Below are 19,051 nucleotides of genomic sequence, written 5' to 3'. Positions count from 1 at the left end.
GGCCATGAGCGTCGACATCTCGGAGCCGGCCCGGTTGGGTGAAGTGCAACTTGCAAGCGGGCGGGTCATCGGGTGGGCCGAATGGGGCCACCCGGAAGGAATTCCCGTGTTGCTGTGCCCTGGCGCAGCAACCACCCGGGCACTGGGCTTCGGCTCAGGTGTACTCGAGGCACTCGACGTTCGCCTCATCTCCCTCGACCGGCCAGGGTTGGGGGTGTCGACGCCGCAGCTCGGCAGGTCATTTCGCGACTTCGCCGCTGATGTCGGCGAGTTCGCAGAGCTGCGCGGGCTGGGCAGACCCGCGACGGTCGGCAACTCTCAGGGCGCGCCATTTGCGCTTGCCTGCGCAGCTGCGGGTATCACCGGCGCGCTCGCCATCGTGTCGGGTGCGGACGAGGTGGCGGCCCCCTGGTTCGAGGACGCGCTGCCGGAACACCTCCGCGGACTGGTCGACCTGACCGCGTCGGACCCCGACGACGCGGAGCGCTTCTTCGCGACGTTGGACGCAGACACCATGTGGCAGATGGTCATCGACTCGAGCCCCGCACCCGATCTCGCTGTCTACCGTGACCCCGAATTCGAGCGCATCTACCGTCGCTGTCTGAGGGAGGCGTTCGTCCAGGGTCCTGGGGGTTACGCCCGTGACACGGTCCTAGCAATGGGTCGTTGGCCGTTTGATCTGACGACGATCGATGTGCCCGTCGATGTTTGGTACGGCGAGCAGGACACCAGCCACTCCCCGGATCGCGGAACTTCGCTCGCTGCCCGCATTCCCGGAGCGCGCCGCCATATCGTGCCCCGCATAGGTGGCGCAGTGTTGTGGACACACGCTGAGACGATCCTGCGCACCCTGCTCGGACACACCGACCAGCGCGGCTAGCGAACTGCCCCTCAGGTAGGTGTCCCACGGCCGCCGCGCTGTTGGTCCCAGAAACGCGCAACGCCTCGGCCGCCGTCGTAGAACGGCGGCCGAGGCGTTGTCCACGGCCATCGACCGATCGGATTGCGACAGAAAGCCGATCTTCGATTTACCAGTCCGCTTCGGTGTAGCGGATGACACCACGGATGTTCTTGCCGTCGAGCATGTCCTGGTAGCCCTCGTTGACCTGTTCGAGCGAGTACGTGTTGGTGACCATGTCCTCGAGGTTGAGCAGGCCGGCCTTGTACAGGTTCAGCAGGTTCGGGATGTCCACGCGGGTGTTGCAGCCACCGTAGATGTTGCCCCGCAGGCTTTTCTGCAGCATCGCGAACATGAACGAGTTGAGCGTGACGTCCATGTCGGCCATGAAGCCCATGGCGGTGACGACGCAACGACCGTTCTTCGCGGTGAGCGTGAGAGCGGGGTCGACGTACTCGCCCTTCATCTCGCCGACCGTGATGATCGTCTTCTGGCACATGCGGCCCCACGTGATCTCCATGATCGGGCCGATCGCCTCCTCCATCGACGGGAAGGCATGCGTGGCACCGAACTTGAGCGCCTGCTCACGCTTGAACGGCACCGGATCGATGGCGAACACGTGGCGCGCGCCCGACGCCACCGCGCCCTGCAGTGCGAACATGCCGACGCCGCCGACGCCGATGACGGCGACCGAGTCACCCGGCTTGACCTCGGCGATGTTCGTCGCCGAACCCCACCCGGTGGGGACGCCGCAGCCGACGAGGGCCGCGAGCTCGAACGGGATGTCCTTCTCGATCTTCACGGCCTGGGACTCGTGCACCGTCATGTACGGCGAGAACGTACCGAGCAGGCTCATCGGGATCACGTTCTCCCCGCGCGCCTGGATGCGGTAGGTGCCGTCGGCGATGGCCTGACCGCTGAGCAGCCCCATACCGAGATCACAGACGTTCGAATGCCCCGACGAACACGACGGGCAGCGTCCACACGCCGGGATGAACGAGAGCACGACATGGTCGCCGACCTCGAGATCCTTGACGCCCTCACCGACCTTGGTCACTACACCCGCGCCCTCGTGGCCACCCATCGCCGGATAGGCCGCCATCGGCGTCGCCCCCGTGACGATGTGGAGGTCGGAGTGGCACATGCCGGCGGCTTCCATGCGGATCTGCACCTCGCCGGCGACCGGGTCACCGAGCTCGATCTCTTCGATCGACCACTTCTCGTTGATGCCCCACAGCAACGCGCCCTTGGTCTTCATTGCAACACCCTCCCCATACGTGACAAATCAGCCGCTGTGACGATAGCCACAGATCTTTCGAATTGGAACACGTTCTAGGAGTTTTCTCACAAAACTGCGTCTCTGTACAGGTAACCGAATTGGGGGGCGTTACATGTGTGGAATCGCAGGCTGGGTGTCGTTCGACTCCGATCTGACCAGGCAACACGGTGTTCTCGACGCGATGACCGACACGATGGCTTTGCGCGGGCCGGACGGGCGCGGCACTTTTGTGCGCACTCACGTGGGGCTCGGGCATCGGCGGCTGGCCGTCATCGATCTGCCTGGCGGAGCGCAGCCGATGAGCGTGAGCACCCCCGCCGGGGACGTCGCAATGGTGTACACGGGAGAGGCGTACAACTACCGGGAACTGCGCGATCAGCTTCGGGGCCTGGGTCATTCGTTCCGTACCGACAGCGACACCGAGGTGGTGCTGCGCGCATACCTGCAGTGGGGTGAGAGCGTTGTCGACCACCTGAACGGCATGTACGCGTTCGCGATCTGGGACCAGCGCGAGGAGAAGCTGGTGATGATCCGAGACCGCATGGGCATTAAGCCGTTCTACTACTACCCAACGCCGGACGGAGTCCTGTTCGGGTCGGAGCCGAAGGCGATTCTAGCGAACCCGTTGGCGCGCAGAGTGATCGATTCCGACGGGGTTCGTGAGCTGTTCGCGATGACCAGGTCGCCGCGGACATCGGTGTGGAAGGGGGTGTACGAGCTGGCGCCCGGAAATCTGATTCGGGTGGACCGCACTGGAATTCACGAGCGTACCTACTGGCGACTGGAGGCGGTCGAGCACGCCGACAGTCGGGAGAAGTCGGTCGAGCGGGTGCGGGATCTGCTCACCGACATCGTCGACCGGCAGCTGGTCTCCGATGTGCCGAGCTGCGTATTGCTTTCGGGTGGATTGGATTCCAGTGCCATCACCGGTCTGGCCGCGGCGAGCCTGGCGCGCCAGGGCGAACTAGTGCGCACCTTCTCGGTGGACTTTCTCCATCAGGAGCAGAACTTCGTCCCCGACGAGGTCCGCGGCACTCCCGACGCGCCCTACGTGCGTGAGGTCGCGGAGTCGGTGGAGTCCGCGCATCAGAACGTGATGCTGAATTCGGCCGACATGCTGGACCTTTCGGTGCGGCGTGCGGTCATCACCGCGCGTGACATGCCCGGACTCGGCGATATGGATCTCTCCCTCTACCTGCTGTTCAAGGCGATTCGCGAACAGTCGACGGTGGCGCTGTCGGGTGAATCGGCCGACGAGGTGTTCGGCGGCTACCCGTGGTTCTTCGCCGACAGAGCGGTCAATGCGGACACCTTCCCGTGGGCGGCCTTCACCGGAGACAAGCCGTGGGGCGCTCTGAAGCCGGAGCTGCGCGAACGGTTGGATATCGACAGCTACATCGCCGACCAGTACGCAGCGGCGTGCGCGGAGGTCGCACACGTGCCCGGTGAATCCGATTCCGAATACCGCATGCGCGAGGTGTGCTACCTGCACCTGACCCGGTTCGTGCGGATCCTGCTGGACCGCAAGGATCGCCTGTCGATGGCGGCCGGACTGGAGGTTCGGGTCCCGTTCTGCGATCATCGCCTCGTCGAATACGTCTACAACACTCCGTGGCCGCTGAAGACCTTCGACGGCCGTGAGAAGAGCCTGCTGCGTCACGCCGCGAAACATGTTCTCCCGCAATCGGTTGTCGATCGTGTGAAGAGCGGGTACCCCTTGACGCAGGATCCGGCTTACGCGACGAACCTGCAGCAGCTTGCCAAGGAGGTCCTGTCCGAGACCGATTCGCCGCTGTTCGACCTGATCGACCCGGCTTGGCTGCAACAGCTGGCGGCGCAGGATCCGGTGCGGATGGATCCCGTCACCCGGGCGGGCCTGGATCGCGCCGTCGACATCTACACCTGGCTGGACCTGTACAAGCCAGAGCTGCAACTGGATTGATCATGGTCCGAACCACGGTCGCAGCCGCAGTCCGACGGACAGATTGTCCGCCGATCCGGAGTAGCGGCACGGCCTGCGTCATCCGTCGAGACCTGGGATTCCCGCGCTTCCCTTCTCTCGACATCGGTCACGAGGTGACGATTCTTCCGGCCCGGGAGCCGATCCTCAGAGTTGTCCCAGGAGTCCGCGCAGGTGCTCGGCGGTGTCCGGGCGCGCGGCGTCGACGGCCGTGAGGATGCGTTCGCGTCGATCGTCCGCGAGCGCGGCGAGCGCATCGACGAACTTCGGCAGTTCATTCCTCCGACGCATGAGCAGCGCGTTGAGGAAGGCGGGCACCTCCCGCCAGCGTTCGCCGTGGTCGAGTTCCATGATCGCGAACACGCGGTCGAAGTTGCTCGGGAAGTCCTTCTCGTTCGTCCAGGCGCGATCCACCCGACCGCTCTGGCGGAACGCCTCGGCAGCGGATCTCCAGTCCTCGGGCCAGTCGTCCGGGATCGGATCGAGCGCCGGCTGCCTGTTGGTGCCGCCGAGTGCTTCGTGGATCGGTTCCCACTCCGCGTCTTCACGGACCCAACGGCCGACTGTTCGGCGCACGAGCGCGCGCTGCGCATCGTCCCAGGTGTCGGTCACGGTGAGGAACGCGCGGCTCGCGTCCTCGCTACCCGCGACGAACATCGAGCCGCTGCGGATGCTGTCGTGATCCCCGCGCGAGTCGAGCCAGTTCGGCAGCACCCGGGCGGCGGCGGCGCCAACTGCTGCCGGATCGGCTTGTGAGAGCACGCTGTACGCGGCCTCGTAGATGCCGTAGTCGTCGAGCGGATGCAACGACCACAGGATCGTCTCGATGGTGTCCGCGTCGACGGCCCGCCCGTCGAGGGCGTCGAGCATCGAGACGTACCGATCGATGCCTGCCTGCTGGACGGCGTCCTCCTCGTCACTGAGCGGTCTCGCCTCGTCCTGATGGATGCTGCCGCCGAGGCGGATCAGCTCGTCCCGCCACGCCCGATCGCGACCCTCGTCACTCATCTCCGCTCCGTTCCTGCAGCAGCGCCGCAATCGCTTGTCGGTCGTACGGCAGGCCGACGCGCATGAGCGCGAGATGCGCGTTGCCGATGTTCGTTCCCCACAACCGCTCGTTCGCCACCAGAGCCGCGAGGAACTGCCGCTGAGGCACGCCGATGCTCTCGGGTACCGGTGGGTACGCGCCCGGAACGAACTCGACGTCGGGGAACGCGGCACGAAGCAACGGTCCCCAGTCGTTGTCAGCGGTGTACGGGGTGGAGATCTGCGCGATCGCGACGGCCGCGGGGAGGATCGCGGCGAAGGACTGGTCCCGTTGCAGGAGCGAGTTCAGCAGCGTGAATCGGACGTGCATGGGGAAGGCGCTCGGTTTCCGTTCGAACCACCGGCCGACCTCTTCCGGCTCAGTCAGCGCACGAACGAGTTCCTCCGCGGCCTGTCCCGAGCGCGGCAGATGCAACGCGGCACACGCGCGGATCGCAGGATCGGGGTCGGTGAGCCACCCGCTGACGTCGGCGCCGACGGTGCCGAGTGCGAGAACAGCCGCGGCCCGGTCATCGCGCTCGGTGGCACTGTCGGCGAAGGAACGCAGCGCGACGGCGACACGGTCCTGATACGAAGCAGCGGCGTTGCCGCTCCACCGCGCCAACGCGCTCACCGCCTCGGCTTTGTCGGCGAGGGCATTCGCTCGCACGAGCGGAAGCAGCGCCTCCAGAACCGGGTTCGCCTGCTGCCGGAGCGCCGGGATGGCGCGAGTCATGAGCACACTTGCCACAGGCGATTCCCACGCCTCTTCCGATTCTCCCTCGTCATCGGACGCAAGGGCCTCGAAGAACCGGCGTTCGTCCTGGGGCGAAGGTGGCACGGCCTCGCCCGCGTCCTCGAGCAGTGCACCGGCCAGGGCCAGACCGTCACCCGCCACGTCGAGGAAACCCACCAGCCCAGGCAGCCTCGCGGACGCCGTCTTCCGATCCGCGGTACCGCTCCAGAACGAGACGGCGTGTGCCACAGCGGCAACCGCGGGTGCCGCTGCCGGGTAGATGGTGCCCTGATGCAGCACCGCACTGTGCAGATGCTCCATCGCGGTTGAGAACGCCGTCTCGTCGGCGTCCACCAGCGCCTCCAGATGGTACGGCGTGTCCGTCGCCATGCCGTACGCGTGGAAGAGCCGATCCCAGTCGTAGGTCTCGCTCACGCGACGCACCCCCGGTCATCACACCGCGCCCGATCACGACGTTCGTCAGTCATATCCGATCCTCCTCCGATCCCGTTGCTGCAGAAGCCCGCCGGACAGAAGCCTCGCCGACAGCATCGATCGCGGACCCGGTGAGCGCCGCACGAATCCGTGCGAACGCCAGCCGCGTCTGCGGCGGTGCGAGGAAGTCGTCCAACGGCGCCCCACTCGCCCGGAAGTCTGCCTGCTCGAGGAGCGCGATGCCGAGTGCGGCGATCCGCTCCGACGATTCGTCCTCCCGATAGGCGGTCCACGTCTCCAGCGCGGTGATCGCGCGCAGGAGATCCGTATCCATGTCGCCGTCCGACAGATCGCCGTCGTCGATCTCCGTGATCCATGCCCGAAGTTGCTCGGCAGACGCCGTACCCGTTCCGTCGGCCGCCGCGCTGACGGCCCGTGCTCCGGTCTCCGTCAACTCCGCTGCCGCTGCCGCTGCCACACCGTCCGCGGTGAGGAGCTCGCGCGTGACCGCGATCCCGAACTCGACCTGTGCGCGGGCCGTGGCGCCGGCTGCACACTCACGAAGGGAGTTCTCGACTTCCTCGTAGCTAGTCACGTCGGTCGTCGCCCTCGCCTTCATTCGTCGTCGTCGCCGTCGGCCGCCCATGCGGCCTCGAGTTCTTCGAGCACAGCGGGTGGCATCCCCTCGACCCATCCGTGGGACGCCACGTATCCGCGGATGTCGACGTCGTCCCCGGCGACGGACCCGAACATCGCCGAAGGGATCAGCCATTCCGGGTCGTCTTGGGCGCCAAGTGCTTCCGCTGTCCAGTCCTGACCGGGATGCTCCGGATTTCCGGTCGGCGTCGAGAGATCGTTCGCCGGGTCGAACGATGCACCGGCGACCGTCACCGTGCCGGAGACGAAACGCTCCTGCAGCGCATGCACATTCGCCCACCCCGCGCGATTGATCGACGGGACGTCGGCCCCGCTGCGGTACCTCTGGTAGTAACCGGGCTGGGAGTACCAGAACAGGGCGACCGCGGTCGCCCGGTCGAGCCGCGGATGTGCGGCCATCCATGCGATCAGCTCGGATTTGCCGTCGTAGTTCATCGTCAGTGCCGTCACCAGCCACTCGGTCGCGGACGCGCTGTCGAGGAATTCGCGCATCAGGCGCAGCTCCAGCTCGTCGAAGTCAGCGCTCATAGTTCACCTTCCCCAGCAGGATCGGTGTCGGATTCGACGCGACCCACGCGACCCCGAGTTCGCTCAGGCGATACACCTGCGCGTCGTCCCCGCTACCGGACCGTAACGCCCGTGCAAGGCGTCCGGCCTCCGCCAGTTCGCCTGCCGGGAGCGGGATTCCGGTCGAGCAGTGCTCGGGCAGTGCGGCGAGCATGTTCCTGAAGTCGGATCCCCAGTTCGGGCTTCCGTTGTCGAGGATCTCCCGCGCGATCCGTCCGGTCAGACGGACCACCTCCCCCTGCACCGTCGCCGCAGGGCCGTTCGACGGCACCAGCAACTCCCAGAGCGCCTGATGCCGATCCTGCCATCCGCCCCCGGAACCGTGATCGGCGCAACGCCGTCGTGTCGTCGCCGCCCGGCAACGGGCGTGACGCCGACCAACCGGTAGAGCTCCGTCAGGCCGGCCGCGGTCTCGTCGAGGTAGTCGGGATTGAAGCTGTCGCGGTGGAACTCGAAATCCGTACCGATCGAGGTCACCTCGGCCCGCCTCCTTCGGCAGCGTCCTACGCTTCGCCACGATGGTCTCCTTACCTCGGTGCCGTGGAAGGTCTCGAAAGCACAGATTGTCCGGACAAGTAGAACCGGAACCTACGACAGACCGTCGAGGTGCGGTGAACCGGCGGGACTAGGCCGCTGCTCCCTCACCGGGTGTCCTGCCGGCGCGCGGCGATGGCGCCGTGAGGCCTGTATCCACTTCCCGTTCGGGTGTGTGCCTCGATCACCTCGAAGCCGGCCGTCACCAACTCATCGCTGAGTTCGGCCACCGGCCACCGATAGGCAGTCGTCACGGCGTGGTCGAAAGGCTCGACGGTCGCGCCTTCGAAGAAGCCCACCAACAGCCCTCCCCCGGGCCGAATCACGCGCGCGAACTCGGCGAGCGGCGCCTGGATGTCCCGCGGACTGTGATGGATGAGCGAGTACCAGGAGAGCACACCACCCAGTGATTGGGTCGCGGCGTTCAAGGCCTCGAAGCCGCCGACGTCGAAGGTGAGGTCTGGGTACTGCGTGCGAGCGCGTTCGACGAACTCGGTCACCAGGTCGATCCCGCTCACAGCCAGTCCGCACTCGGCGAGAAAGCCCGACCACTGGCCCGGACCACACCCGGCGTCGAGCACGGGACCCGTCAGGGTGGCGGCCCAGCTGCTGACCAGGGCGCGATCCGATGAATGCGTCGACGTCATGGAGCCACAGAGTTCGGTGTATTCCAGGGATCTGGCCGAGTACGACTCGCGGACGCGGTCGCGGCGTAGGGTGCTCGTGTTCTCCATGCCGTCGATGATGGGCGTCGGGGTGTCGATATGCCGAATGATCGGCGCACATTTCCGTGGATGATCCGTGCGGGCACCCGCAGCGGCGGGACACCTAGGCTGGCGCGTATGGCGCGGACACAGGGCAGCACCTTTCCGGAAGTGGTGACCTACGACGGACTGCCGGCGTCTGCGGGCGGGGCACACTCGCTTCGCGCCAAGCGTCCGCGCGATGCATTCGAGCGCCTGCGGGGCTTCGTCGATGCCTGCACCGAACCGATGTCGTCACCGTCGTGGGCGTTCGAGATCGCGGCAGGCGGACCGCCCGCGTCGACCGAGCAGCTGGTGGCGCTCGCCACCGAGCGCTTCGGCGGTCCCCGCCACCGTGCGCGAACCCACACGGCATGGAACGTTCCGCCCGGCGCCGTGGACCACGCGCTCGACGCCCTGGTGGCCGTCGGCCCCGACGCGGTCACGACCCACGGACGTTCGCTGGCCGCGCTGACCTACAGCTCGCCCGTGCGCCTCCTCGACCCGGACACCCGCGCCCCGTACCCCGACATCACCCCCGACGCGTTCGGTCGCTTCGCCGTGGACGGGTACGGCCGGCTTCTGGGCGGCTCGGGCGTACGGGCGACCCTCGGCACCGCGGCGTCCTCGCTCTCCCTGTGGCTCAACCTTCCTGCCGACGAACGGCTGCCTGTCGGCGCCCGACACCTGCAGGAGCATCTTCCGTTCCGGCTGTCGGCGAAACACTGGCGCCTGTGGCGCCCCACCCGCGCCGGAGACTCGTACCGCGCCACCAAGATTCCCTCGCCCGTAGTCGAGCGAGCATGAGCCACAACCGCTACTTGCGTGCCCGGCGGCGCACCATTTCGTCGATCCAGATCGGCGCGTAGGGGGACGTGCAGTTGGGCGGGGTGGGATAGTCCTCGAGAACTCCGAGACGCTCGCCGATGTCGATCGCGCGGGCACGATGCTCGGGGTGATGGATGCCGATGGTGGCGAGGCATTCGTTCATGGCCCACTGCAGTCGGTCCGGTGCGTCCTTCATGTGCGCCTCGATGAGGTCGAGAAGTTCGGGCAGGTCGAGTCCGTCGGGGGCCTTCGCCACGCGGTCGGTGGTGAGCGCCCACCCGGCGCTGGCGACCACCGGGTCGGGGTCCGCGAACCAAGCGGTGCGGAGTTCCTCGACCTGGCCGTTCTTCTTGACGACGTAGCTGACCAGCCAGTCGTGCACCTTGGGCACGCGCGCGTCGCGCAGCATGGCGTCCAGCTCCGCCGCGGAGTACGCCTTGGGCCGGCTGATCAGGATCGCGACGAGACGGGCCGCGGAGTCGCCGGTCTCCCACAGTTGACCGGCGAGGTCGTGCTGGGTCTTCAGGCGCTTCGCCACCGCACGCAACTTGGTGAGGTTGACGCCGTGGTCGTCGCCGTGGCGTTCGTTCACCGCGCGGATCTTCGGGTCTTCGAGGGCGGCCAGTTCTGCCATCACCTCGCCGACAGCGGTCTGGGGTGCCGAACGAGTCGTCACAACGATCTCCTCCACCTCTCCGTCCGTCCTCGCCCCAGCGTACGACGACCGCGTCAGTGACCCGGGGTGTCGCTGACGCCCCGGATGCCGAGCAGGTGTTGGCTACGGTAGGAAGGACGGCTGTTGACCTGGCGGCCGTGTGGACGAGATCGCCGTCGCCGCCGGAAAAGAGCAATCATGTTCGGTCGGACTTCCGAGCATCTGCGTGTCGATGTCGCCGCGACGCGGATCGTCCGTTGTGTCGGGGTGACGGTCGCGCTGTTGGCGCGTCGGCGCATCCGTCGTCGTTCCGAGTGGGTCGGTGAGCAACTCGCCTTCGACGAAGGTCGCGGCCGGGTCTACCGGGACACGGTGGTGGTGCGGCCACCGACCGCCGACCCGTGCGTGCTGGTGGTCGAGTTCCGTCTCCGCGGGGTGCACGGTTGGGTGCACGCCCTGTTCCGGTGGGAGAGCCTCCTCAACACTCCGATGTTCGCGGGGTTTCCCGGGTTCGTCTCCAAGTTGTGGGTTGCCCACGACGAGGACGAGGTCTATCGCGGTGTGTACGAGTGGGACGGTCCGGAGCGGGCGGAGGCGTACGTGCGTGCACTGTGGTGGCTGCTCGCACCGGTCAGCGTACGCGGTTCGATCCGTCACCACATTGTGCCCGGAGTGCGTCGCGACGAGTGGCTCGCGCAGCGTGGACACGGACCGCATTCGGGCACAAGAACATTCGAGTCCGCCGGGATGGGATCCACGAGCGTCGCGCGGGCGGTGGTCGCGTCGGTGGCCGGCGCCGTTCTGATCCTGGCGAACCTGCTCGCGCGACCGCTCCGCCGTTGGCGGACCACCTGGGGAGCGACGCCCGAAGAGGTCGCAGAGACCTTCCCGGGTGACGAATTGGTGCCCGACGCGGCCTGGGCGTACACCCATGCGATCACCGTCGCAGCGCCGCCGGAGCGCCTGTGGCCGTGGATCGTTCAGATCGGTCAGGGCCGCGGCGGGTTCTACAGCTACGTCGGCCTCGAGAACCTCATCGGATGCCGGATCGAGAACGCCACCGAGGTGCTCGACCGGTTCCAGGATCTGTCCGTGGGTGATCCGGTATCGCTGCACCCGAAGGCGCCACCGCTGACGGTCGCGGCGCTCGAACCGCAACGCCACCTGGTGCTGTACGGTTCGGCACCCGACAGCGCGAACGCCTCGCTGTGGGCGTTCCACCTCCGCGACGACGGGCGCGGGCGCACTCGCCTGCTCGAGCGGGGACGCAACGCGCACGGCGACGACTGGAAGGGCGCTCTCGTTTTCGGCCCGGCCGTCCTCGAACCGATCGGCTTCGTCATGAGCCGCAGAATGCTGCGCACACTCCGCACCCTGGTCGAGTCGCCGTAGTTCTGGTCGTGCTCGGTCTGACGGTCACCCGCTCCGGGTGAGCCGGAACGGGTGCGGGCGGGTGCACGCTACCGGGAGGGGTACCACTTGGAACGCCGCATCGGACGCCCGCTGTCGGTCGAGTCGCGTTTCCCCGCCGAAGCGAGAGGACGGACCGCTCATGCTCATCCCGGACAGCCAGCGGCGAAGTGTCGCCGAACTGGACGACCGACTCGACCTGACCGCCGGTGACCGGCAGGCGAAGCAGTCGGCCTTCTGGGCGATGCTGACCCTCGCCGGCGTGATCGCGGTCGCCGGTGTCGTCGGTGATTCCACCGCGACGGTGATCGGGGCGATGATCGTGGCGCCGCTGTCGACGCCCATTCTCGGTATCGGTCTCGGCATCACCACAGGGAGGGCGCCGCTCCTCGGGCGCAGTCTGCTGGTCGTCGTCCTCGGGGCAGCGTTGGTCGTCGCGATGGGCGCTTTGTTCGTCCAGATTGTGCCCAATCATGCTGACGTCCTCTCCAATTCGCAGGTCCTCGGTCGGACATCGCCCCGGTTGTCCGACCTGGCCGCTGCCCTGGCAACGGGATTGGTCGGTGCCATCGCGATCGCGCGCCGCGACGTCGGGGACGTTCTGCCCGGTGTCGCGATCGCGATCTCCCTGGTCCCGCCGTTGGCGGTGGTGGGCGTGTGTCTGGGGTCCGGTGCCCCGTCCCTGGCGCTCGGCGCGTTCGTGCTGTTCCTGTCCAACGTGGTGGCCCTGGTCATCACCGCGGTCGTCGTGCTCGTCGCCGCTGGATACGCCACCGCAGGTGAGTCCGGCAAACGCTCGCGGATCTACATCGTGCTCGCGGCCGCGCTGATCGTGGTGGCGATCCCGATGGTGGCCAACACCCTGTCTTCGGTGTGGGAGAAGCAGATTGCCGAGGCCGGGCGGCAGTGGCTCGCCGACGTACCGGGCGCCACGGTGACGGGCGTCAACTGGCAGGGACATACCGCGACGATCGCGGTGCTCGGTCCACCGTCCCTCCCGCCGGTCACCGAACTGCAGGAGGCGGTCGACGGTCTCCTGCCGTGGGATCCCGATGTGCAGGTGGTGCATACCGTGGGATCGCGGATCGCCGCCGGCGAGTAGCCCGCGGAGACATCCAGACAAAGATCGGAGCATTGCCACCACGATATGTAGTACCTATGCTACAAACCATCGAAGGTCAATGATGGGGAGGAATCATGGGTTCGAGAAGTGGGGCTGTGCTCGACGTCGACGGATTGCGAATGCGGTACGGCGACGCGGACGTTCTGCGCGGCGTGACGTTCCAGGCCCGGCGCGGTGAGGTGCTGGTCATGCTCGGCCCCAACGGCGCCGGCAAGACCACCACCATCGAGATCCTGGAGGGCTTCCGCGGCCGCTCGGCGGGCCGCGTCGCCGTCCTCGGCGTCGATCCCGAGCACGGGGACGAACACTGGCGTTCTCGGATCGGCGTCGTCCTGCAGTCCTGGCGCGACCACGCCAAGTGGCGGGTGCGCGATCTGCTGGACCATCTTGCCGCGTTCTATCGACCGTACTGCGCCGATCGCGACCAACAGCCCTGGGACACAGGCGAACTCATCGAGCTCGTCGGCCTGACCGAGCACGCCCGCGCCAAGATCGCCACGCTGTCGGGTGGTCAGCGACGCCGGTTGGATGTGGCGATCGGCATCGTCGGTCGTCCGGAAGTGTTGTTCATGGACGAGCCCACCGCGGGCTTCGATCCAGCGGCCCGCCGGGACTTCCACGACCTCGTGCACCGGCTGGCCGATCTCGAGGACACGACGGTGCTGCTCACCACCCACGATCTCGACGAGGCGGAGAAGATCGCCGACCGGATCCTGATCCTGGCCGGCGGGCACATCATCGCCGACGGCTCGCCCGACGAGCTCGCCCGCTCGATCGCCGGCGAGGCCGAGGTGCGCTGGACCGTGGACGATCAGCGCTTCGTGCACACCACCGCCGAGTCGACGAAGTTCGTCCACGAACTGTTCAAGCAGCACGGCGATTCCATCGACGAACTGGAGGTTCGCCGGGCCTCGCTGGAAGACACCTACATGGCGCTGGTCCGCCGCCACGAATCCGGCGACGCCCTGGCCGGCGCCCTCACTCTCGCGGAGGTCACCCGATGAATCCCACTGCTACCGCCGTCCGGGCCGGCTTCTCCCGTGGCTGGATCGAGCTTCGTCAACTGTTCACCACCGGCCCCGACCTGATCGGGCAGTTCATGACCCCTGCCATCGCGCTCGTCGTGCTCTACCTGTTGCGCAATCGCGAGTACGCGGGCAGTGAGCTCTCGATTTCCGAACTTGCGTTGCCCGGTCTGATCGGCTCGATCATCGTGTTCAACGGCCTGTTCGCGATCACCAACGTGCTGGTGCTCGACCGGGAGGACGGCACGCTGCTGCGGGCAAAGACGGTGCCGGGCGGCATGATCGGCTACTTCGTCGGCAAGGTGGTCTCGGCCACGGGATCCGTCGTCGTACAGGTTGCGGTCGTGCTGGCGGTGGGCATGGCGATCATCGGCGGGTCGTCACTCGATGATGCCGGTGCGTGGGCGACGTTCGTCTGGGTGCTGCTGCTCGGCCTGCTGGCGACGCTGCCCGTCGGGGCGATTCTCGGCGCCGTTCTCGATGGTCCGCGTGGCACCTTCCTGCTCACGATGCCGCTGATGGGACTCGTCGCGATCTCCGGCATCTTCTATCCGATCACGGCGCTGCCGGGCTGGTTGCAGGCGGTGGGCCAGGTGTTCCCGATCTACTGGAGTGGCCTCGGCATGCGGTCGGCCATGCTGCCCGCCGACGCGGTGACGGTCGAGATCGGCGAGTCCTGGCGGCACGTCGAGACCGCGGCAGTGCTCGGTGCCTGGGCTGTCGCGGGACTGCTGGTCGCGCCGGTAGTGTTGCGGCGCATGGCGCGTCACGAATCGGGTTCCAGTATGGCTGCACGGCGGGAGAAGGCGATGCAGCGTGCCTTCTGAGGTCATCTACAACCGCATCGCGATGCTGCGCGCCGAGCGGGGCGTCTCGCGGCGGGAGTTGGCCGAGGCGCTGGGCGTCCACTATCAGACCGTGGGCTACCTCGAACGCGGCGAGTACAGCCCCAGCCTGCACCTGGCGTTGCGGATCGCCGCGTACTTCGAGGTCGCGGTGGAGGTCGTCTTTTCCACCGAACCCTTCCCCCGTCTGGGGTCGGGCGCCGAGACCGCGTGACCGTCGTCTTACCGCCCTCACTGCCCCCTGCGGCTCGAACACGCGAGGCACGTGCGCGTCGCGGGTAGCGCGTCGAGTCGGGCCTCGGCGATCGCGTGTCCGCACGACATGCAGGCGCCGTAGGTGCCGTCCTCGAGGCGCCGGAGGGCCGCGTCCAGTTCCTCGACCTCGCGCCGCGCGTCGGCCAGCAGCGCGGCGACCTGCGCTCGCTCGAACGCGATGGTCGACCCCTCGGGATCGTGCTCGTCGTCGTCGGTCGTCAACTCGGACCCCTCGACGATCTCTCGGAACCGCCGGTTCAGGGCGGTGATGCGGCGCTCGGCGTCGGCTCGTTCCCCGGCGATGCGCGAGTGGTGATCGGGGGTGCTCATGCCCGCCTCAACACCGACGGACGCGCGATCCTTCCGAGCCGCCCGAGGTCCGGTTACCCTGCCGGACATGCCGTACATGGCCGAATAAGTTGCTCGAAAGAAAATTCTCCCGGCATGTCGATCCGGCGTCTTCCCGTTCGACGTCGTGGATGAGAGGGTCGAAACGCGACCCCGGACGAAGGAGCGAACCGATGAAGTACATGCTGATCATGCGCGCCACCGACGAGGCCGTCGAGGCATACAAGGATGTCCCGTTCGAGCAGGTCATCGAGCAGATGGGCAAGTTCAACGAGGCCCTGATGAAGGCGGGTGTGCTGCTCGCCGGCGAGGGTCTCGCGGACGCCGAGGAGGGCTTCGTCGTCGACTTCTCCGGCGAGACCCCGCTGGTGACCGACGGCCCGTACGGGGAGACGAAGGAGCTGTTCAACGGCTTCTGGATCCTCGAGGTGGCGTCGAAGGAGGAGGCGGCCGAGTGGGCCAAGCGGGTGCCGCTGGGGCCGGGGGCGAAGATCGAGGTGCGCCGGGTCACCGGCGTCGAGGACTTCCCGCAGGACAACGAGTGGATCCAGAAGGAAGAGGGCTGGCGCGAGGAACTCGAGGGCCGCAAGGCGTGATCGCATGAGCGATTCCCCGACCGAGCGCCGCGCGGACCCTGCCGAGTCCGCGCGGCGCTCCGTCGCGGCGGTGTGGCGGATCGAGTCGGCCCGGATCGTCGCGACGCTGACGCGGACCGTCGGCGATTTCGGACTGGCCGAGGATCTGGCGCAGGAGGCGCTCGCCGACGCCCTCGCGCAGTGGCCGGAGACGGGCGTGCCCGCCAATCCCGGCGCCTGGCTGACGACCGTCGCGAAACGCAAGGCGATCGACGGCTGGCGCCGGCAGGAGCGCTACGACGAGCGACTCGCGGCCATCGCCCACGAGCTCGAGGCGGACGACGTACACGACGAATTGCCGTGGGACCCGGACCGTATCGACGACGACGTGCTGCGTCTGGTGTTCGTCTCGTGTCATCCGGTGCTCTCCCGGGAGGCGCGGGTCGCGCTGACGCTGAAGGTGGTCGGCGGCCTGTCCAGCGACGAGATCGCCCGCGCCTTTCTGGTGCCGACGTCGACGGTGCAGCAGCGGATCGTGCGTGCCAAGAAGACGCTGGCCGCGGCGAAGGTGCCGTTCGCGGTGCCCGAGCGCGCCGAGTTCGGGGACCGACTGGGCGCGGTCCTCGGGGTGCTGTATCTCGTATTCAACGAGGGGCACGCGGCGAGCGCGGGCGACGAGTGGATGCGGCCCGACCTCAGCCGCGAGGCCCTGCGGCTCGGCCGCAGCCTGGCCGAGCTCGTGCCCGACGAACCCGAGGTGCACGGCCTGGTCGCCCTGATGGAACTCACGGCGGCCCGCTTCCCGGCGCGCCTCGACGCGAACGGTGATCCGGTGCTGCTCGCCGACCAGGACCGTCGCCGGTGGGACCGCGGCGCCATCGTGCGCGGCCGCGCCGCCCTGGGCCGCGCGGACGCCCTCGGACGCGGTCGCGGCGCGTACGGGCTGCAGGCGGCGATCGCCGAGTGTCATGCGGTCGCGGCGTCCGTCGACGACACCGACTGGGACCGCATCGTGCTGCTGTACGAGGCGCTGGGCCGGCTGTCGCCGTCACCGATCGTCGATCTCAACCGGGCGGTGGCCGTGGCGATGGCGAGCGGACCCGACGCGGCGCTCGAGATCGTCGACGCCCTCGTCGCGGACGGGCGACTGGCCGGCTACCGACTGTTGCCGGCCACCCGCGCCGAACTTCTCGTGCGCGCCGGTCGGCACCGGGAGGCGCGCGCCGAGTTCGAGGCCGCGGCCCGGCTGACCGGTAACGAGCGAGAACGAAAGATCCTGACGGACCGCGCCGCGGCCGCACAATCCGGCGAACAGGGCGGCGCCGGCGTCGATTCCGTATCGACCGGGTAGCGAGCGGTCGAAACCCGATGTGCCGGGCTGCGAACCGCGCGATTCTGGGGTGTCGGGCGTGTGCGCAGTGGGGCGATCACGGATCCGGCACCGTCGGGTTCAGGAGATCGACATGGTCACATACGCCGGCCGCCCGCTGATCTTGATCCGCGGATTCGGCGGCCTCGACGTCGCGGACGAGCGAAGCAGCGCCTACCAGGGCTTCAACGACGGCACGGTCTACGAGAAGAAGCGCGGCGACAACTACATCTACGAGGGATTCGTCCTGCGCGCGTTGAAGTCCGACAGATACCGTTATTCCGACGCCACGAACGTGATCGGCTACTACAAGGCTCCGGTCGAGGCCCCGGACGACCGTGACGGGTTCGATGTGGGCGACGTCAGCGGCACGGTCGCCATCGATCCGGGGACCGCGGCGCGCGTGCTGGCCGGCACCCCGACCAACACGATCTGGGTGTACCGGTACTACGACCTCGAACCGCGATCCCTCGCCAGGTACGGCGCCGGCCTGGTGCGGTTGATCGACCTGATCGAGATCGGAATGAAGAAGAATCACAAGGACTTTCCCGGAGTGGATCTGCTCGCGCACAGCATGGGAGGATTGGTGGTGCGCGAGGCGCTGCTGGCGCTCGAACGGCGACAGCCGAACTCGGCGCCGGACCTGATCCACCGGATCGTCACGCTGGGCACCCCGCACCGGGGCATCGCTTTCCAGCGCATCCCGCGGTGGATCCTCGACGCCCTGCCGTCGGCGCAGGACGCGTCGGACGAGTTGGCGTCGTTCTCTCCCTCCAGCACCCGGTTCCTGGAGGTCGAGAAGGCGTTCCCGGTCGACCGGATCCTCACCGTGGTGGGAACCAACTACCGTGCATACGGTGCGACGGCGGCATCGTTCGCCAACCGGTTGTCGAATCTGTTCGACGGTGGCACCCTCGAGACGAACCGCAGCGACGGGCTCGTCAAACAGTCCGCGGCGCAGCTGCCCGGTGCCCCGAGGGCCTTCGTGCACAAATGTCACGGCGGCGTGGACTCGCTGGTGACCTCGCGTGAGTCCTACGAGATCGCCATGCGCTTCTTCCACGGCACCCACCGGGTGCGGTTGTGGCTCGACCGGGCCGACATCACGCGCGGTGGCGACTGGTTCGGCCGCAGCGAGTTCTACCTCGGCGTGTCGATCAAGCCGCGGTACGTGGACTTCGAGTTGTTCCACCAGAGCAGCGAGGCCGAGAACTGCTACGGCCCGTGCCGGAGCGAGGACCTGTCGGACGATCTGCCGGACCTCGACCGGGAACTCCGCAAGCCGTTGGCGGCGACCGGGGACGAGACGACCGGGTGGGCGGGGCCGGACAGGCTGCTGTGGGAGGGGTGGGTCGACGCCGGCGACAAGGTCGAGGAGTCGGCGCCCGGCCTGGTGTTCCGACTCGACGTCTACGTCGGCGAACGCGACACCCGCGGAATCGGATTCTCCGACAACGTGATCTTCGGCAAGCAGTACTACGCGCAGGTCTTTCCCCAGCCGGGCGGCCCGCGGATGTTCCTGCACACCTCCGAGAGGTACCTCGGTGCGTCCGGTCCCACGTCCCCCGACCAGGTCGACAGAATCGCGGCCGACGATCCCCGCAGCGACGTGCAGCGGGCCCGGAGGACGGCCGAGGGCCACTGGACCTTCGAGGTGGGCGGCACCGGCTTCTCCGGCACCGTCAGGTTGGCGATCGCCGCCGTGTAACACCGCAACCCCGCTCCCCGACGTCAGTGGTGACGTGACGCGCGGTACGGGGGGTCTGTCCACGCGTCTTCCGTG

At 67.7% G+C, this 19,051-nt stretch carries 20 protein-coding genes; 11 read left to right on the top strand and 9 right to left on the bottom strand.

The genetic code is table 11. The features are described 5' to 3' along the window. Positions 1–4: 4 nt before the first annotated feature. On the top strand, positions 5–880 hold the full coding sequence (locus tag ABTV10_RS24495) for an alpha/beta fold hydrolase (protein ID WP_499031350.1): 876 nt from the start codon (positions 5–7) through the stop codon (positions 878–880). 148 nt (positions 881–1,028) lie between these two features. Here the strand turns inward: ABTV10_RS24495 and ABTV10_RS24490 are convergent, their stop codons facing one another. Further along, entirely contained in the window at positions 1,029–2,156 is a 1,128-nt protein-coding gene (locus tag ABTV10_RS24490; protein WP_499031348.1) for an NDMA-dependent alcohol dehydrogenase, read from the bottom strand. Positions 2,157–2,289: 133 nt separating this feature from the next. Here ABTV10_RS24490 and asnB point away from each other — a divergent pair, with 133 nt between their 5' ends. Next, positions 2,290–4,119, top strand: a complete 1,830-nt coding sequence (gene asnB / locus ABTV10_RS24485; protein WP_499031345.1) for an asparagine synthase (glutamine-hydrolyzing) — start codon at positions 2,290–2,292, stop codon at positions 4,117–4,119. 165 nt (positions 4,120–4,284) lie between these two features. Here asnB and ABTV10_RS24480 read toward each other — a convergent pair whose 3' ends face one another. From ABTV10_RS24480 to ABTV10_RS24455, 6 genes are all read right to left on the bottom strand, one after another. Continuing rightward, positions 4,285–5,145: a hypothetical protein gene (locus tag ABTV10_RS24480; protein ID WP_499031343.1), complete on the bottom strand. Its 861-nt coding sequence runs from the start codon at positions 5,143–5,145 to the stop codon at positions 4,285–4,287. Then, positions 5,138–6,334 carry a hypothetical protein gene (locus ABTV10_RS24475; protein WP_499031341.1) on the bottom strand — a complete coding sequence of 399 codons (1,197 nt, stop codon included), beginning with the start codon at positions 6,332–6,334 and terminating at the stop codon, positions 5,138–5,140. The genes ABTV10_RS24480 and ABTV10_RS24475 overlap by 8 nt, the downstream gene beginning before the upstream one ends. A gap of 49 nt (positions 6,335–6,383) precedes the next feature. Then, positions 6,384–6,929, bottom strand: coding sequence for a hypothetical protein (locus ABTV10_RS24470; protein ID WP_499031338.1), 546 nt, complete (start codon positions 6,927–6,929; stop codon positions 6,384–6,386). A gap of 20 nt (positions 6,930–6,949) precedes the next feature. Next, positions 6,950–7,519 (bottom strand): DUF4274 domain-containing protein, encoded by a 570-nt coding sequence (locus ABTV10_RS24465; RefSeq protein WP_499031335.1) that lies wholly within the window; start codon positions 7,517–7,519, stop codon positions 6,950–6,952. Further along, positions 7,509–7,829, bottom strand: a complete 321-nt coding sequence (locus ABTV10_RS24460; protein ID WP_433608454.1) for a hypothetical protein — start codon at positions 7,827–7,829, stop codon at positions 7,509–7,511. The genes ABTV10_RS24465 and ABTV10_RS24460 overlap by 11 nt, the downstream gene beginning before the upstream one ends. A gap of 370 nt (positions 7,830–8,199) precedes the next feature. Continuing rightward, complete coding sequence (locus ABTV10_RS24455) at positions 8,200–8,826, bottom strand: class I SAM-dependent methyltransferase (RefSeq protein ID WP_499031331.1); 627 nt, start codon at positions 8,824–8,826, stop codon at positions 8,200–8,202. 108 nt (positions 8,827–8,934) lie between these two features. On the opposite strand from ABTV10_RS24455, the gene ABTV10_RS24450 reads away from it, so the two are divergent. Beyond that, positions 8,935–9,642: a hypothetical protein gene (locus ABTV10_RS24450; protein ID WP_433608450.1), complete on the top strand. Its 708-nt coding sequence runs from the start codon at positions 8,935–8,937 to the stop codon at positions 9,640–9,642. A gap of 10 nt (positions 9,643–9,652) precedes the next feature. Here the strand turns inward: ABTV10_RS24450 and ABTV10_RS24445 are convergent, their stop codons facing one another. Further along, the gene (locus ABTV10_RS24445) at positions 9,653–10,339 is read right to left on the bottom strand and encodes a DNA alkylation repair protein (RefSeq protein WP_499031328.1); all 687 of its coding nucleotides are present in this window, start codon (positions 10,337–10,339) and stop codon (positions 9,653–9,655) included. A gap of 177 nt (positions 10,340–10,516) precedes the next feature. Here ABTV10_RS24445 and ABTV10_RS24440 point away from each other — a divergent pair, with 177 nt between their 5' ends. The 5 genes from ABTV10_RS24440 (at position 10,517) to ABTV10_RS24420 (ending at position 14,935) form a co-directional block, all read left to right on the top strand. Beyond that, positions 10,517–11,710 carry a hypothetical protein gene (locus ABTV10_RS24440; RefSeq protein WP_433608448.1) on the top strand — a complete coding sequence of 398 codons (1,194 nt, stop codon included), beginning with the start codon at positions 10,517–10,519 and terminating at the stop codon, positions 11,708–11,710. Between the two features lie 160 nt (positions 11,711–11,870). Then, positions 11,871–12,830 (top strand): DUF389 domain-containing protein, encoded by a 960-nt coding sequence (locus ABTV10_RS24435; RefSeq protein ID WP_433608447.1) that lies wholly within the window; start codon positions 11,871–11,873, stop codon positions 12,828–12,830. A gap of 95 nt (positions 12,831–12,925) precedes the next feature. Beyond that, entirely contained in the window at positions 12,926–13,855 is a 930-nt protein-coding gene (locus tag ABTV10_RS24430) for an ABC transporter ATP-binding protein (protein ID WP_499031324.1), read from the top strand. Continuing rightward, positions 13,852–14,703 (top strand): ABC transporter permease, encoded by an 852-nt coding sequence (locus ABTV10_RS24425; protein WP_433608443.1) that lies wholly within the window; start codon positions 13,852–13,854, stop codon positions 14,701–14,703. Before ABTV10_RS24430 ends, ABTV10_RS24425 begins: the two co-directional genes overlap by 4 nt. After that, positions 14,693–14,935, top strand: coding sequence for a helix-turn-helix transcriptional regulator (locus tag ABTV10_RS24420; RefSeq protein ID WP_433608441.1), 243 nt, complete (start codon positions 14,693–14,695; stop codon positions 14,933–14,935). Before ABTV10_RS24425 ends, ABTV10_RS24420 begins: the two co-directional genes overlap by 11 nt. Before the next feature lie 17 nt (positions 14,936–14,952). On the opposite strand, the gene ABTV10_RS24415 is transcribed toward ABTV10_RS24420, so the two are convergent. Further along, positions 14,953–15,306 carry a TraR/DksA family transcriptional regulator gene (locus ABTV10_RS24415; RefSeq protein WP_499031319.1) on the bottom strand — a complete coding sequence of 118 codons (354 nt, stop codon included), beginning with the start codon at positions 15,304–15,306 and terminating at the stop codon, positions 14,953–14,955. Positions 15,307–15,497: 191 nt separating this feature from the next. On the opposite strand from ABTV10_RS24415, the gene ABTV10_RS24410 reads away from it, so the two are divergent. From ABTV10_RS24410 to ABTV10_RS24400, 3 genes are all read left to right on the top strand, one after another. Further along, positions 15,498–15,920 carry a YciI family protein gene (locus ABTV10_RS24410; protein ID WP_433608437.1) on the top strand — a complete coding sequence of 141 codons (423 nt, stop codon included), beginning with the start codon at positions 15,498–15,500 and terminating at the stop codon, positions 15,918–15,920. Positions 15,921–15,924: 4 nt separating this feature from the next. Further along, positions 15,925–17,250 (top strand): RNA polymerase sigma factor, encoded by a 1,326-nt coding sequence (locus tag ABTV10_RS24405; protein ID WP_433608435.1) that lies wholly within the window; start codon positions 15,925–15,927, stop codon positions 17,248–17,250. Positions 17,251–17,362: 112 nt separating this feature from the next. Next, positions 17,363–18,976: an esterase/lipase family protein gene (locus ABTV10_RS24400; protein ID WP_499031315.1), complete on the top strand. Its 1,614-nt coding sequence runs from the start codon at positions 17,363–17,365 to the stop codon at positions 18,974–18,976. Positions 18,977–19,051: the final 75 nt, after the last annotated feature.

It is taken from the genome of Paraburkholderia sp. RHO2 (assembly GCF_050955445.1).
Lineage (GTDB): Bacteria > Actinomycetota > Actinomycetes > Mycobacteriales > Mycobacteriaceae > Prescottella > Prescottella agglutinans_A.
The sequence above is the reverse complement of the archived record's forward strand: the minus strand, read 5'-3'. Positions and strand labels throughout refer to the sequence as shown.